12 protein-coding genes are annotated in these 14,968 nt (G+C 65.6%); 7 read left to right on the top strand and 5 right to left on the bottom strand.

Annotated elements, in window-relative coordinates:
• Positions 1-10 precede the first annotated feature (10 nt).
• From DEM26_RS07025 to DEM26_RS06995, 7 genes are all read left to right on the top strand, one after another.
• Complete coding sequence (locus DEM26_RS07025; protein WP_109172023.1) at positions 11-2,446, top strand: circularly permuted type 2 ATP-grasp protein; 2,436 nt, start codon at positions 11-13, stop codon at positions 2,444-2,446.
• Positions 2,447-2,450: 4 nt separating this feature from the next.
• Positions 2,451-3,329 carry a transglutaminase family protein gene (locus DEM26_RS07020; RefSeq protein ID WP_109172022.1) on the top strand — a complete coding sequence of 293 codons (879 nt, stop codon included), beginning with the start codon at positions 2,451-2,453 and terminating at the stop codon, positions 3,327-3,329.
• 219 nt (positions 3,330-3,548) lie between these two features.
• The gene (locus DEM26_RS07015) at positions 3,549-5,147 is read left to right on the top strand and encodes an ABC transporter substrate-binding protein (RefSeq protein WP_075774993.1); all 1,599 of its coding nucleotides are present in this window, start codon (positions 3,549-3,551) and stop codon (positions 5,145-5,147) included.
• 160 nt (positions 5,148-5,307) lie between these two features.
• The gene (locus tag DEM26_RS07010; RefSeq protein WP_075774992.1) at positions 5,308-6,315 is read left to right on the top strand and encodes an ABC transporter permease subunit; all 1,008 of its coding nucleotides are present in this window, start codon (positions 5,308-5,310) and stop codon (positions 6,313-6,315) included.
• A gap of 5 nt (positions 6,316-6,320) precedes the next feature.
• The gene (locus DEM26_RS07005) at positions 6,321-7,220 is read left to right on the top strand and encodes an ABC transporter permease subunit (protein ID WP_075774991.1); all 900 of its coding nucleotides are present in this window, start codon (positions 6,321-6,323) and stop codon (positions 7,218-7,220) included.
• Between the two features lie 4 nt (positions 7,221-7,224).
• Positions 7,225-8,058: an ABC transporter ATP-binding protein gene (locus tag DEM26_RS07000; RefSeq protein ID WP_075774990.1), complete on the top strand. Its 834-nt coding sequence runs from the start codon at positions 7,225-7,227 to the stop codon at positions 8,056-8,058.
• Positions 8,055-8,900 (top strand): dipeptide ABC transporter ATP-binding protein, encoded by an 846-nt coding sequence (locus DEM26_RS06995; RefSeq protein WP_088724400.1) that lies wholly within the window; start codon positions 8,055-8,057, stop codon positions 8,898-8,900. Before DEM26_RS07000 ends, DEM26_RS06995 begins: the two co-directional genes overlap by 4 nt.
• A 244-nt stretch (positions 8,901-9,144) precedes the next feature.
• On the opposite strand, the gene DEM26_RS06990 is transcribed toward DEM26_RS06995, so the two are convergent.
• The 5 genes from DEM26_RS06990 to DEM26_RS06970 form a co-directional block, all read right to left on the bottom strand.
• Positions 9,145-9,912, bottom strand: coding sequence for a crotonase/enoyl-CoA hydratase family protein (locus DEM26_RS06990; RefSeq protein ID WP_109172021.1), 768 nt, complete (start codon positions 9,910-9,912; stop codon positions 9,145-9,147).
• Positions 9,909-11,585 carry an AMP-binding protein gene (locus DEM26_RS06985; protein WP_233243043.1) on the bottom strand — a complete coding sequence of 559 codons (1,677 nt, stop codon included), beginning with the start codon at positions 11,583-11,585 and terminating at the stop codon, positions 9,909-9,911. The genes DEM26_RS06990 and DEM26_RS06985 overlap by 4 nt, the downstream gene beginning before the upstream one ends.
• Before the next feature lie 97 nt (positions 11,586-11,682).
• Positions 11,683-12,951: an organoarsenical effux MFS transporter ArsJ gene (arsJ, locus tag DEM26_RS06980; RefSeq protein WP_109172019.1), complete on the bottom strand. Its 1,269-nt coding sequence runs from the start codon at positions 12,949-12,951 to the stop codon at positions 11,683-11,685.
• Complete coding sequence (locus DEM26_RS06975) at positions 12,948-13,946, bottom strand: ArsJ-associated glyceraldehyde-3-phosphate dehydrogenase (RefSeq protein WP_109172018.1); 999 nt, start codon at positions 13,944-13,946, stop codon at positions 12,948-12,950. Before DEM26_RS06975 ends, arsJ begins: the two co-directional genes overlap by 4 nt.
• Before the next feature lie 10 nt (positions 13,947-13,956).
• On the bottom strand, positions 13,957-14,796 hold the full coding sequence (locus DEM26_RS06970) for an arsenate reductase/protein-tyrosine-phosphatase family protein (RefSeq protein WP_109172017.1): 840 nt from the start codon (positions 14,794-14,796) through the stop codon (positions 13,957-13,959).
• Between the last annotated feature and the right edge of the window lie 172 nt (positions 14,797-14,968).

Below are 14,968 nucleotides of genomic sequence, written 5' to 3'. Positions count from 1 at the left end.
CGGAGACCCGATGCAAAGCCCCGATACGCCCGACGCTGCGAGCCCGCTCGAACAGCACCCACTTCTGGCGGGCTATGCGCCTGTGCCCGGCGTGGCCGACGAGCTGTTCGAACGCTCCGGTGCGATGCGGCGGGTCTGGCGGCCCTTCGTGGAGAAGTTCCTGCAGCTCGAACCGGGGGAAATCCCCCAGCGGTTCGAGCGCGGCAATCAATATCTGCGCGACGCGGGCGTCTATTACCGGCAATATTCCAACGACGTTCTGGCCGAACGCGAATGGCCGCTTAGCCATATTCCCGTCGTGCTGCATGAAAGCGAATGGTCGAGTATCTGCGAGGGGCTGGCACAGCGCGCCGATCTGCTCGAGGCGGTGATGGCCGATCTCTACGGGCCTGGCACGCTGGTCTCCAACGGACACCTGCCGCCGGAACTCATCGCGGGCAATAAGCACTGGATGCGCCCGATGGTGGGGGTGCAGCCCAAGGGGGGGAACTACCTGCATTTCCTCGCCTTCGAGATCGGGCGCTCGCCGGACGGGTCGTGGTTCGTGCTGGGGGATCGGACGCAGGCGCCCTCGGGGGCAGGCTTCGCGCTGGAGAACCGGATGGCCACGGGGCGCATCTTCCCCGAGAGCTTCCCGCGCGATCATATCCACAAGCTCGCCACCTTCTTCGGTGATTTCCGCGCCGCGCTGGAGACGCTGGCGGGGCGGGCCGATGGCGATATGCGCCGCGCCGCGATCCTGACGCCGGGCCCGGCCAATGACAGCTACTATGAGCATACCTATATCGCGCGCTACCTCGGCCTCTCGCTTCTCGAAGGCGAGGATCTCTTGGTCCAGAACGGCGAGGCGATGGTCCGCACGATCGAGGGGCCACAGCCGCTGGGTGCCCTCTGGCGGCGGATGGATGCGGGCTTCGTCGATCCGCTGGAGTTCGATCCCGCCACGCAGATCGGCACGCCCGGTTTGATGGAGGCGGTGCGCGAAGGCAATCTGGCGATGGTCAATGCGCTGGGCGCAGGGGTGCTGGAAACCCGCGCGCTGATGGCTTTCCTGCCGAAGATCTCGCGGGTGCTGACCGGGCAGCCGCTCGCCATGCCCAATATCGCGACATGGTGGTGCGGCGGCGCGTCAGAGCGCGCCCATGTCCGCGCCAATGCGGCCAACATGATGATCGGCCCCGCGATGGCGGTGGATCTCCCGTTCGATCTGGATGCCGCGACCGCGCTGGGCGGGCAGTTCCGTTCGGGGGCGGAGGCGCCGATCGCGGATTGGCTGGAGGCCGAGGGCGGCAAGCTCGTGGGGCAGGAGGCGGTGACGCTGTCGACGACGCCCGCATGGCATGACGACGGGCAGGGCGGCGGCGCGATCCGGCCCTGTCCGATGACGGTCCGGGTGTTTGCCGCGCGCACGCCGCAGGGCTGGCAGTTCATGAAGGGCGGCTATGCCCGGATCGGGCCAGAAGGCGATGCGACCGCACTCTCGATGCAGCAAGGCGGCGCGGTGGCCGATGTCTGGATCGTCTCGGACAAGCCGGTGCCCTCGGCGAGCATCGCGCCGCGCCAGACTGGCACCTTCCGGCGCAAGATCCCCGGCACGCTGCCTGCGCGCGCCGCCGACAACCTGTACTGGCTCGGCCGCTATATCGAGCGCTGCGAAGACTCGATCCGGGTGATCCGCGCCTATCACCTGCGCCTCGCCGCGACAGGCAGCCCGGAAGACCCGCGGCTTGCACGGCTTGCGCAATTTCTCGGCGCGCATGGCTTCGACATCTCGCAACCGGTGCCCGACGCGCTGTTGCAGCGGCTCGATGCGGCGCAGGCCTGCGCGTCGAAAGTGCGCGACCGGTTCTCGACCGATGGCTGGCTCGCGCTGAAGGATCTGTCGAAGACCGCGCGGGAGATGGTGAATACCGCGCGCCCCGGCGACGATGCGGCCCGCGCGATGGGGGTGCTTTTGCGCAAGATCACGGGGTTCTCCGGGCTCGTGCACGAGAACATGTATCGTTTCGAGGGCTGGCGCTTCCTGTCGATCGGGCGGGCGCTGGAGCGCGCTGACGGGCTGGCCGCGCTGCTGATCCGTTTCACTGCCGAGGACGCACCGGAAGGAGCGCTCGATCTGGCGGTGGAGGTCGCCGACAGCGTCATCACCCACCAGCGCCGCTACCGGGTGCGCACCAACTTGGAGACGGTGCTGGACCTGCTGGTGCTCGACGCCGCCAATCCGCGCGCAATTCTTTTCCATATCAATGGTTTGAAAGCGCTTCTTGATGAGCTCCCCGGTGCGGAGGTCGCCGGGCGTCCGGGCGATCTGCTGCGCGCGCTCATGCCGCTGCGCACCCAGCTCTCGGTGATCGAGCCCGAGGAGGTCACGCTGCAGATGTTACAGCAGATCCGGTCGGACCTGTTCCGGCTCTCCGATCTCGTGTCGCAGAAATATCTGAGGTAATCCGATGCGTTACGAGGTGAAGCTGAAGTTGGTCTACAGGTATAACGCGCCATCGGATCATGCGCGGACCCTGCTACGGGTGCTACCCTCGGACATCGCGGGGCTGCAAACCGTCACATCGCGGGTGCTCAGCTTCGATCCTCCGCCCGACGAGCGTCACGAGTCGCGCGATTTCTTCGGCAATGGCATGACCTCGGCGGTCTGGCACGCGCCGGTCGCCGAGATCGGAGTGACGCTGAACGCCAAGATTGAGCGCGGGCTGGCGGAGCCGGGGCTGGACCTGTCGTCGCCGCGCGAGGAACTGGCGCAGGAGATCGCGCAATTTCGCAGCCTCGCGCCCGACGCGCCGCATCACTTCCTCGCGTCCTCGCGCCGCGCCTCGCCGACCAAGGCGATGACCGATTTCGCCCGGGCGCAGTTGCAGCCGGGCCAGACCGCGCGCGGCGCGATCGAGGCATTGGGGCGTGCGCTGCACCGGGAGATGCGCTTCGATGCGGGCGCGACCGATGTCAACACGCCCGCGGCGGAGGCATTCGCGAACCGCCACGGCGTCTGCCAGGATTTCAGCCATATCATGATCTCCTGCCTGCGCGGGGTGGGCATCCCTGCGGGCTACGTCTCGGGCTTCCTGCGAACCTATCCGCCGCCCGGCCAACCGCGTCTGGAAGGCGCGGATGCGATGCATGCCTGGGTGCGCGCATGGGCGGGGGCGGAGACCGGTTGGATCGAATTCGACCCCACGAACGATCAATATGCGGGCGAGGATTACATCACCGTCGGCTATGGCCGCGACTATGACGACGTGCCGCCTTTGCGCGGCGCGATGCGCGGGGCGGGCGGTCAGCAAAGCGCGCAGGCGGTGGACGTGATCCCGCTCGATTGAGGCGGTGAACGGCGCGCTGCGGCGTGACCCCGTGCCTCGGACGCACGACAGCTTCACCCGCTCGTGACCCGCGACGTCACGGCATTCATTGACCACGTGATCAAAGCACGATTTACTCCTCACCAGTTTGTGTTTGAACCGTCCCACGATGTCGCGTCCGCGCGACCGTGAGGGGGCGGCGGCACACACGAGAAGACCAACCAACAGGAAGGACAGACCATGACCATTCGCTCGATGCTTTTGGCGGGGGCTGCCGCGGTGATGATGACCGCAGGCGGGGCCGGCGCCAAGACGCTCGTTTACTGCTCGGAAGCGTCGCCGGAAGGCTTCGATCCCGCGCCTTACACCGCGGGCACGACGTTCGACGCCTCTTCGCACCCCGTCTATGACCAGCTCGTCGAATTCAAGCCGGGCACGACCGAGATCGAACCGGGCCTCGCGGAAAGCTGGGACGTCTCGGATGACGGCCTCACCTACACGTTCAACCTGCGCAAGGGCGTGAAATTCCACTCGGTCGAGGGCTTCACCCCGAGCCGCGATTTCAACGCCGATGACGTGATTTTCTCGTTCGACCGTCAGGGCAACAAGGACAACCCCTATTACGCTTACGCGCCGGGCGTGTCCTATGAATACTATGCCGGCATGGATATGCCGACGATTATCAAATCGATCGAGAAAGTCGACGATTACACGGTGAAGTTCACCCTGTCCGAGCCGAACGCGCCGTTCCTCGCCGACCTCGCGATGGACTTCGCGTCGATCCTGTCGAAGGAATATGCCGACAAGCTCGCCGGCGAAGACCGCAAGGCCGACATCAACAACGTGCCCGTCGGCACCGGCCCGTTCTCCTTCGTGGCTTACCAGAAGGACGCCGTGATCCGCTACAAGGCGAATCCGGACTACTTCAAGGGCAAGACCCCGGTCGACGACCTGATCTTCGCGATCACCCCCGATCCGGCGGTGCGCATGCAGAAGCTGCAGGCGGGCGAGTGCCAGATCATGCCGTACCCGGCGCCGGCCGACATCCAGGCGCTCAAGGACGACTCGAACATCAAGGTCGACGAGCAGCCCGGTCTGAACGTGGCCTACCTCGCCTACAACACCACGCAGGCTCCGTTCGACAAGGTCGAAGTCCGCAAGGCGCTGAACATGGCGATCAACAAGGATGCGATCATCGACGCGGTCTTCCAGGGCGCGGGCCAGGTTGCCAAGAACCCGATCCCGCCGACCATGTGGTCCTATAACAAGGACATCAAGGACGACGCCTACGATCCTGAGCAGGCTAAGAAAATGCTCGAGGATGCCGGCGTGAAGGACCTCGAGATGAACATCTGGGCGATGCCCGTGCAGCGGCCCTACATGCCGAACGCGCGCCGCACCGCGGAGCTGATGCAGTCGGATCTCGCCAAGGTCGGCGTGAAGGCGAACATCGTCTCCTACGAGTGGGGCGAGTACCTGAAGAAGTCGAAAGACCCGAGCCGTGACGGCGCGGTGATTCTCGGCTGGACCGGCGACAACGGCGACCCGGACAACTTCCTCGCGGTTCTGCTGGGCTGCTCGGCGGCCGAAAGCGGTGCGAACCGTGCCTTCTGGTGCAATCAGAAATTCGACGATCTGATCACCAAGGCACGTCAGAGCAACGATCAGGCCGAGCGCACCAAGCTCTACAAAGAGGCTCAGGAAGTCTTCAAGGAACAGGCGCCGTGGGACACCATCGCCCACTCGACCGTGTTCATGCCGATGTCCAAGAAGGTCACCGGCTACGTGATGAGCCCGCTGGGCGGTCACGACTTCTATGGGGTGGACATCTCGGAGTGATCCTGAGAATACCCGTCTGATTGAGGCGTCCGGGAGACCGGGCGCCTCGCAATACTTTCAGGGGCCAAACATCGGAGACCGATGACCGCGGGCGCGACAGGGTGCGGCGGGCAGGGGCTCCACGAAGGTTCCGCAGAGAACCGCAAACAGGACCGGTGACATGTTACGTTTCATAATCGGCAAGATCCTCTGGCTGATCCCTACGCTGATCGGCATCACGATCGTGGCCTTCGGCTTCGTTCGGGTGCTGCCCGGGGATCCCGTGCTGCTGATGGCAGGCGAGCGCGGGCTGAGCCCCGAACGCCATGCCGAGCTGGCGCATCAGCTGGGCTTCGACCGCCCGCTCTGGCAGCAATATCTCGAGTTCATCTGGCAACTCGCCCATGGCAATCTCGGCGACAGCCTCGTGACCCACAAACCCGTGCTCGGTGAGTTCTTCGCACTCTTCCCGGCCACGCTGGAGCTGGGCGTCTGCGCGATGTTCCTCGCCGTGGTGATCGGCGTTCCGATCGGCGTGATGGCTGCAATCAAGCGCGGCTCGTGGTTCGATCAGGCGACGATGGGCACGGCGCTGGTGGGCTATTCGATGCCGATCTTCTGGTGGGGCCTGCTGCTCATCATCCTCTTCTCCGGCATTCTGCAATGGACGCCGGTCTCGGGGCGCATCTCGCTGATGTATTACTTCCCCAACGGCACCGGCTTCATGATCTGGGATGCGCTGATGTCGGGGCAGTCCGGCGCGCTCACCTCGGCGCTGAGCCACCTGATCCTGCCCGCGATCGTGCTGGCGACGATCCCGCTCGCGGTGATCGCGCGCCAGACCCGCTCGGCTATGCTTGAAGTGCTGGGCGAGGATTACGTGCGCACCGCACGCGCCAAGGGGATGCCGCCGCGCCGCGTCGTGGGCGTCCACGCGCTGCGCAATGCGATGATCCCGGTCATCACCACGATCGGCCTTCAGGTCGGCATGCTGATGGCGGGCGCGATCCTGACCGAGACGATCTTCTCCTGGCCGGGCATCGGCAAATGGATGGTCGACTCGATTTCGCGGCGCGACTACCCCTCCGTGCAGGGCGGGCTGTTGATGATCGCGCTGATCGTGATGTTCGTGAACCTGATCGTGGATCTGCTCTACGGTCTGATCAATCCGCGTATCCGGCATAGGTGAGTGACATGTCCGAAGTGATCGAAACCGATATCCCGGCCGGCACGCGCCGCGCGCAATTCGCCGAGTTCTGGTTCTATTTCAAGGAAAACCGTGGGGCCGTTCTGGGTCTGGTGGTGTTCGTGCTGATCGCGCTGGCCGCGATCGCGGCGCCGCTGGTCGCGCCCTTCGATCCCGATACGCAGTTCCGTGACGCGCTTCTGGCGGGTCCGCTGACCCATGACGCGAACGGGACGTTCCTGATGGGCACCGACGCGGTCGGGCGCGACATCCTTTCGCGCCTGCTGTTCGGCGCACGCTTCTCGCTGTTCATCGGCGTGATGGTCGTGCTGCTCGCGCTCTCCGTGGGCGTGCTCCTCGGCCTGCTCGCCGGCTGGTTCGGCGGCTGGGTCGATACCGTGATCATGCGGGTGATGGATATCATCCTCGCCTTCCCGTCGCTGCTGCTCGCGCTCGTCTTCGTGGCGGTGCTCGGCCCGGGCCTGATCAATGCGATGATCGCCATCGCCATCGTCTACCAGCCGCATTTCGCACGCCTGACGCGGGCCGCGGTGCTGTCCGAGAAGAACCGTGATTACGTCATGGCCGCACAGGTCGCGGGCGCAGGCCATATGCGCCTGATGTTCCGCACGGTGCTGCCGAATTGTCTCGCGCCGCTGATCGTGCAGGGCACGCTGAGCTTCTCGAACGCGATCCTCGACGTGGCGGCGCTCGGCTTCCTCGGCATGGGGGCGCAGCCGCCGACGCCGGAATGGGGCACGATGCTGTCGGAAGCGCGCGAGTTCATCCTGCGCGCATGGTGGGTCGTGACCTTCCCGGGTATCGCGATCCTCGTGACGGTGCTGGCGATCAACCTGATGGGCGACGGCCTTCGTGACGCGCTCGATCCGAAACTGAAGCGGAGCTGAGCCAATGTCCTTGCTGAAAATCCGCAATCTCACCGTCGAATTCGACACCGCTCAGGGCGCGTTTCGCGCCGTGGACGGGATCGATGTCGAGGTCTCCGGCCGCGAAGTACTCGCCATCGTGGGCGAATCCGGCTCGGGCAAATCGGTCTCTATGCTCGCCGTGATGGGACTTCTGCCGCCCACCGCGACGATCACCGCCGACGAGATCACCTATGACGGGCGCGACATGCTGAAAATGTCTGGCCGCGAACGTCGCCAGATCATCGGGAAGGAAATCTCGATGATCTTCCAAGAGCCGATCTCCTCGCTCAACCCCTCCTTCACCTGTGGTTTCCAGGTCGAGGAAGTGCTGACGCGTCATCTTGGCCTGAAGGGCAAGGATGCCCGCAAACGCGCGCTGGAGCTGTTCGAACAGGTCGGCATCCCCGATCCCGAGCGGCGGCTGAACAGCTATCCGCACCAGCTCTCGGGCGGGCAGTGCCAGCGCGTGATGATCGCGATGGCCATCGCCTGCAAGCCGCGCCTGCTGATCGCCGACGAGCCGACGACCGCGCTCGACGTGACGATCCAGAAGCAGATCCTCGATCTGCTGATGAGCCTGCAGGAAGAATACGGCATGGGGCTGATCATGATCACCCATGACATGGGCGTCGTGGCCGAGACCGCCGACCGCGTCTCGGTCCAGTTCAAGGGCCGCAAACTGGAGGAGGCCGACGTGCTCTCACTCTTCGAGAACCCGCAGCATCCCTATACGCGCGCGCTTCTGGCGGCGCTGCCGGAGAACGCGACCGGGGACCGTCTGCTGACCGTCGCCGATGGCTGGGAGGGCGTGCAATGAGTGTGATCCTCGAAGGGCGCGACATCACGCGCGACTACATCGTCTCGGGCGGGTTCCTGCGCGGGGCGAAGACGATCCGGGCGTTGCATGGCATCTCGTTCTCGCTCGAGCAGGGCAAAACGCTGGCCATCGTCGGCGAATCCGGCTGCGGCAAGTCCACGCTGGCGCGCATCCTGACGCTGATCGACCCGGCCAATTCGGGCGATCTGTATATCCAGGGCGAGAAGATCGACATCAAGGAAACCAAGGTGACGTCCGAACTGCGCGCCAAGGTTCAGATCGTCTTCCAGAACCCCTATTCGTCGCTCAACCCGCGCCAGAAGGTGGGCGAGGTGCTGACCGAGCCGCTGATCATCAATACCGACATCCCCGCCAAGGAGCGCCGCAAACGCGCCGAGGAGATGCTGGAGAAGGTCGGGCTCGAGCGGCAGCACTACAACCGCTACCCGCATATGTTCTCGGGCGGCCAGCGCCAGCGGATCGCGATTGCGCGCGCGCTGATGCTGAACCCGCAGATCCTCGTGCTGGACGAACCGGTCTCGGCGCTCGATCTGTCGGTGCAGGCGCAGGTGCTGAACCTGCTCAAAGACCTGCAGGACGAGTTCGACCTGTCCTATATTTTCGTGAGCCACGATCTCTCGGTCGTGCGCTATTTCGCGGATGAGGTGATGGTGATGAATGCGGGCGAGGTGGTGGAATACGCCTCGCGCGATCAGATCTTCGCCAATCCGCAGCACGAATATACCAAGACGCTGCTGGCCGCGACGCCGATCGCTGATGTCGAAAAGATCCGCGAGCGGGTCGAACGCCGAAAGGCGTTCTTGGCTGCGGCGGAGAAATAAGTGCCGGGCGCCTCAGGGGCGGCTTGGAGTTAAGAAATGGGCCCGGGGGCGATGCGCCTCGGGCCTTTTCATTTTTGAAACGCTCTCAGGTCTGATTTTGGCACGGGGCGACCAGCCCCGGGCCGCGCCGATCCTCCGCCCGGGAGGGCGCCCCCTGCGCCGCGACGCGCGGCGCGTTCGCCGCTGAAGCCTTCCACTGGCAGCCTTCCGAGACGCGGCTCACCCCAAGGCTCGGGTGCGGCCCTTATCTCCCGGACCACTCCGGCGCGCGTTTCTCGAGGAAGGCTCGCGCGCCTTCGGCGGCGTCCTCGCTCTCCATCACGGCCTTCAGGGTCCGCGCGTTCTCCTCCCAGAGAGGGTCGACCGCGCGGCGCTCGATCTCGCGCGACAGCCGCAGGGTTTCGCGCAGGGCCAAGGGCGCGTTCTTCGCGACCTCCTCGGCCAGCACCAGCGCCGCGTCAAATGCCTGCCCGGCCTCGGCGCGGCGGGCGATCAGGCCCAGCTCCCACGCCTCCGCCGTGTCGAAAAGCCGCCCCGTCAGCAGCAATTCGCGCGCCCGGGCCGGGGGGATGAGGCTCGCCAGCCGCAACGCGCCGCCCGCGCCCGCAACCAGACCGCGCAGCACTTCTGGCAGGCCGAAGCGGCAGCCGTCTTCCGCCACGATCATGTCGCAGCCCAAGGCGAGTTCGAACCCGCCTGCGAGCGCCGCGCCGTGACAGGCGGCGATGATCGGCTTGCTGCGGTGAGATTGGGTCAGGCCGCCGAAACCGCCTTCAGCAAATAGTAACTCCTCGACCTTACCTTCGGTGAAAGCGGCGAGGTCCATGCCCGCGCAGAACACCGCGCCTTCGCCGCGCAGGATGCCGATCTGCAGTGCGTCATCCGCTTCCAGACGGGCCACGGCCTCGGCCAGGGCCTGGCCAGCTTCGGCATTGATCGCGTTGCGCCGTTCGGGGCGGTTGAGGGTGATGATCGCGATCTTGCCGCGGGTCTCGAACAGGACGGGGCTCATTGGGCGGGCTCCTTGGGTAGGCGGGCGCGTAGCGCGTTGCGGATGATCTTGCCGGTGGTGGTCACGGGCATGTCGTCGATCACGTAGATCGCGCGGGGGTATTCGTATTTCGCGAGCCGTGCGCGGACATGGGCGGCAAGGTCGTCGCGCAGCGCCTCGGTATCGGCATGGCCGGGGCAGAGCGTGACGAAGGCCGCGACGATCTCGCCGCGCAGCGGATCGGGCTGCCCCACGACGCCCGCCATCTGCACCGCCGGATGCGAGATCAGGCAATCCTCGATTTCGGCGGGGCCGACACGGTAGCCGCCGGTCGAGATGATGTCGTCGTCGCGCCCGATGAAGCGCAGCCTGCCGTCTGCGCCGCTGACGCCCCGGTCGCCGGTCAGCAGCCAGCGCCCGTCGAGGCCGGTCACGAATTTCGCCTCTGTCGCCTCGGGCTGATTGAAATAGCCGAGAAACATCACCGGGTCGGGCGCGCGCACCGCGATCGCGCCTTCCTCGCCATCGGGCAGGATCTGACCCGTCTGGCTGTCGACGATCGCGACCTCGTGGCCCGGCACCGGCCAGCCCATAGCACCCGGTTCGGGCGCATCAAGGCTCGTGGCGGACGAGACCACCATGTTGCACTCCGTCTGGCCGTAGAATTCGTTGATCGTGACGCCAAGCGCCTTGCGCCCCCAGTCGAGGAGTTGCGCGCCCAGCGGCTCGCCCCCCGAGGCGACTGAGCGCATATTGAGGCTCCAAGACAGGCTCTCCGGGTCGGCTTTCATCATCTTCAGCGCGGTGGGCGGCAAGAAAGCGTTGCGCACGCCCAGACGCCGGATCAGATCGGCCGCTGCCTGCGCCGAGAACTTGCGGAAGCGGCAAGCCACGACCGGCACACCGTGATGCAGCGCCGGGAGCAGCACGTCCAAGAGCCCGCCGATCCACGCCCAATCGGCGGGCGTCCAGATGCGGTCGCCCGCCTGCGGCAGGAAATCATGGCTCATCTCGACGCCGGGCAGGTGGCCCAGCAGCACCCGATGGGCATGGAGCGCGCCTTTCGGATTGCCCGTCGTGCCCGAGGTGTAGATCAGCACGCCGGGGGTCTCGGCGCTGGTATCGACGGGGGTGAACTTGGGCGAAGCCTCGGCGAGAGCGGCGTCGAAATCCGCGGCGCCTTCCGGTTGCGTCCCGCCGCCATCGGTGACGAAAACCGTCTCCAGATCGGGCAGCTCGGAGCGGATTGCGGCGATCACCTCGTAACTCGCCGGGTCGGTCACCAGCACCCGCGCGCCGCTGTCGCGCAGCCGGTGCAGCAGCGCCTCGGGGCCGAACAAGGTAAACAACGGCAGCGAGACGCAGCCCGCCTTGAAGGCCGCGATATGGGCGATGGCGGTCTCGCGGCGTTGCGGCAGCAGGATCGCCACCCGGTCGCCGGTCTCGCGCCCATCGCCGCCCACGCCAAGCCCGGCCAGCACATTGGCGAAGCGGTTCGACGCCGCGCGCAACGCGCCAAAGGTGGTCTCGCGCACTGCTCCGTAGCCATCCTCTTCGACCTCGATCAGCGCGACGCGGTCAGGTTCGCGCGCGGCCCATTTGTCGCAGGTGTCGACGCCGATATTGTAGCGCTCGGGTATGTCCCATCGAAACGCAGCCCGCGTGGCCGCGTAATCCTTGCCGCGTGACAGCACCGACTCTCCTCCCATTTTGCAAGCGGCGCGGGGGCCGCTTTCCTCCGCCGCTCAGAAAAGCGCGGAGAGCCGGGAATGTCCATCTCCGCTCACGGGCTTATGCGGGGCTTTGTGCTGAGAGCCGCCCCGCCGCCAGCGCGCTGAAGGCCACCATCCCCGTCGCGGTGATCATCACGGCGGGCAGCCCACCCATCTGGTAGCTCAGCCCCGACAGCAGCGTGCCGACCAGCCGCCCGCCCGCATTGGCCATGTAGTAGAAGCCCACATCCATCGTCACCCGCTCGGCCTGCGTGAAGGCGAGGATGAGATAGGAGTGGAGCGAGGAATTCACCGCGAAGATCGCGCCGAAGACGAGCAGACCCACGACCAGCACGGTGCTGAGCCACAGCGACGGCGTCGGGTCGATCAGCACGGCGGCGCTGAGGAGCGCAGGCACGGCAAGCAGCGCCAGCGCCCAGTGCCGCGCGGCCCCGATCAGTGCGCTTTCGGGGCGGGATTTGGCCTTCAGGATGCGCGGGGCGGCGGCCTGCACCGCGCCGTAGAGGATGATCCAGAGCGCCATGAAGGTGCCCACGAGGAAGAAGGCCGCGCGGTCGCCCGCGTCTGTCCCGTCCGACAGAACCGCGTAGAAATAGATCGGGACGCCGACGACGAACCAGACGTCGCGCGCGCCGAACAGGAAAACCCGCGCCGCGGAGAGCCAGTTCACATTGGCCGATTTCGAGAAAACCTCGGAGAATTTCGCGCCCTTGCGCCCGCGCGGCAGGCCCGGCGGCATCGCCACGACGATTGCGGCGAGGATCAGCGCCAGCACCACCGCCATCGCGACCACCGCGTAATCGAAGCCGAGCGCCGCCAGCAGCGCCGCGCCCAGCAGGAAGCCCACGCCCTTCACCGCGTTCTTCGACCCGGTCAGCACCGCGACCCATTTGAAGAGCCCGCCCTCGCCGGTGGGCGCCAGCAGCTTCACCGCCGATTTCGAGGACATCTTGGCAAGGTCCTTCGCGACCCCGCTGAGGCCCTGCACGATCATCACATACGTGACGGAGGCGCCAATCGCCCAACCCGGGTTCAGTTGCGCCAGTGCGATCAGCGCCACGACCTGCAGCGACAGCCCCGCATAGAGCGTCGAAACCAGCCCGAACCGCGCCGCGATCCAGCCCGCCGAGAGGTTCGTGACCATCCCCGCGACTTCATACAGGATGAACAGGTAAGCCAGCTGCACCGGCGAGAAGCCGAGCGTGTGGAAATGCAGCAGCACCAGCATCCGGAGCGCGCCATCGGTGAGCATGAAGGCCCAATAGGCCGCCGTCACCGCGATATAGGCGGAGAAGCCTTCGGGGCGGCTGGCGGGGTGGTCGGTCACAGCGAGGCTCCCACCATCAGTGCGACATCGGCGAGCCGGTAGGCATAGCCCATCTCGTTGTCATACCACGCATAGACCTTCACCTGCGTGCCGTTCACGACCATCGTCGAGGGCGCGTCGATGATCGAGGAGCGGATGTCGTTGGTGTAATCAGACGACACCAGCGGGCGCGTCTCGTAGCCGAGGATGCCGTGCAGCTCGCCCTCAGCGGCGGCTTTGAAAAGCGCGTTGACCTCTTCGGCTGTCGTTTCGCGCTCGACCTCGAAGACGCAATCGGTGAGCGATGCGTTCAGAAGCGGGACGCGCACCGCATGGCCGTTCAGGCGGCCCTTCAGCTCGGGGTAGATCAGCGTGATCGCGGTGGCCGAGCCGGTCGTGGTCGGGATCAGCGAATTGAGCGCCGAACGCGCGCGACGCAGGTCCTTCGCGGGGCGATCAACGATGGTCTGGGTGTTGGTCACGTCATGGATCGTGGTGATCGACCCGTGCTTGATCCCCAGGTTCTCGTGGATCACCTTCACCACTGGGGCGAGGCAATTGGTGGTGCAGCTGGCCGCCGTCACGATGCTATGCGCAGCCGGATCGTAGGCGTCATTGTTCACGCCATAGACGATATTCGCGGTCGGGCCGTCCTTCACCGGGGCCGAGACAACGACCTTCTTCACGCCGGCTGCGAAATAGGGGGCGAGCGCGGCTTCGGATTTGAAGACGCCGGTGCAGTCGATCACCACGTCGACCCCGTCCAGCGGCAGGTCCTCGATGTTGCGCGTGCCGATGAAGGGCAGGCGGGTGCCGTCGATGGTGACGCTGTTCGCGTCGCTCGAAAACTCCGCGTCCCAGCGGCCATGAACGGAGTCGAATTCCAGCAGATGCGCTTGCATCGCCGCATCGCCCACCGCGTCGTTGATCCATGCGATCTTCGCACCGCACTCCAGAAGCGGCTTCAAGGCGAGTTTTCCGATGCGGCCGAGGCCATTGAGGGCGTAGGTGGTCATGGTGAGTCCTTCAGTTACGGCCAATGTCATCGACGGCGGATTGCAGCGCGATGCGGTCGAGCGTGGTAAGCGGCAGGGCGGCGAAGGCCTCGATCCGGCGGTGAAGCGCGCCATAGGCCTGCTGGAACGCCAGCGCGCGTTCGGCCTCGGTGCCGGTCGCCTTTACCGGGTCGGGCATCCCCCAATGGCCGCTGATCGGCTGGCCGGGCCAGGGCGGGCATTCCTCGTTGGCGGCGAGATCGCAGACAGTGAAGACGAAATCGAGTACCGGCGCGTCCTCTCCGTGAAACTCGGAGATGTTCTTCGCGCGCAGCGGCTCCACGTCATGGCCCTTGTCGCGCAGCACCTGCACCGCGAAAGGGTTCAGCTCTGAATAGGGTTTCGTGCCCGCTGAATAGGCTTTGAACCGGTCGCCCGCCCGGTCTCGCAGGATCGTCTCGGCAAGGATGGAGCGCGCCGAATTGCCGGTGCAGATGAAAAGCACGTTGAATTTTCGGCCCGTTGCAGATTGCGTCATGCGGCTGTCTCCGCTGGGATCGGGTTGCGTGAGGGGAGAGCAGATATCGGGGCGTCCCTGACAGCAGTCGATCAGAAGCGCGTCGAAGAGGTTGCGCACGGTCTCCATCTCGATCCCGTAGCGCAGCGAAGTGCCGGCCCGCGTCTGACCGATCAGCCCGACTTCGGCGAGGGCTGCGAGATAGGCCGAGAGCGTGGAGGGTTTCAGCCCCAGCGCCGCGCCGATTTCGCCTGCGGGCAGCCGGTCGGGATACCGGCGCATCAAGAGCCGGAAGATCGCTAGGCGTTGCGCGTGGCCCAGCACGGTGAGCCGTTGGGGTGTCATCTCATCCATATTTCGAGGTTTTACGAAATAAGAGAGTCGGATCAAGTGAAGCTTTGATGACGGTGCGCGATAGACGGATTACGTGTAAACAATCCACGGAAAACCTGCGGTAACTCGCGATAACCGGAAACGCTCACAAATTCGTGAATACGCAGGGAAATAGGGCCGAAACGAGACTTCC

Origin of the sequence: Thioclava sp. NG1 (assembly GCF_003122275.1) — a bacterium.
In the GTDB taxonomy this organism is placed as follows: Bacteria; Pseudomonadota; Alphaproteobacteria; order Rhodobacterales; family Rhodobacteraceae; genus Thioclava; species Thioclava nitratireducens.
The sequence above is the reverse complement of the archived record's forward strand: the minus strand, read 5'-3'. Positions and strand labels throughout refer to the sequence as shown.

Excerpts from the sequence above, each read along its gene's own strand:
- DEM26_RS07025 (WP_109172023.1), top strand. The coding sequence starts at position 11 with ATGCAAAGCCCCGATACGCCCGACGCTGCGAGCCCGCTCGAACAGCAC.
- DEM26_RS07020 (WP_109172022.1), top strand. The coding sequence starts at position 2,451 with ATGCGTTACGAGGTGAAGCTGAAGTTGGTCTACAGGTATAACGCGCCA.
- DEM26_RS07015 (WP_075774993.1), top strand. The coding sequence starts at position 3,549 with ATGACCATTCGCTCGATGCTTTTGGCGGGGGCTGCCGCGGTGATGATG.
- DEM26_RS07010 (WP_075774992.1), top strand. The coding sequence starts at position 5,308 with ATGTTACGTTTCATAATCGGCAAGATCCTCTGGCTGATCCCTACGCTG.
- DEM26_RS07005 (WP_075774991.1), top strand. The coding sequence starts at position 6,321 with ATGTCCGAAGTGATCGAAACCGATATCCCGGCCGGCACGCGCCGCGCG.
- DEM26_RS07000 (WP_075774990.1), top strand. The coding sequence starts at position 7,225 with ATGTCCTTGCTGAAAATCCGCAATCTCACCGTCGAATTCGACACCGCT.
- DEM26_RS06995 (WP_088724400.1), top strand. The coding sequence starts at position 8,055 with ATGAGTGTGATCCTCGAAGGGCGCGACATCACGCGCGACTACATCGTC.
- DEM26_RS06990 (WP_109172021.1), bottom strand. The coding sequence starts at position 9,912 with ATGAGCCCCGTCCTGTTCGAGACCCGCGGCAAGATCGCGATCATCACC.
- DEM26_RS06975 (WP_109172018.1), bottom strand. The coding sequence starts at position 13,946 with ATGACCACCTACGCCCTCAATGGCCTCGGCCGCATCGGAAAACTCGCC.
- DEM26_RS06970 (WP_109172017.1), bottom strand. The coding sequence starts at position 14,796 with ATGGATGAGATGACACCCCAACGGCTCACCGTGCTGGGCCACGCGCAA.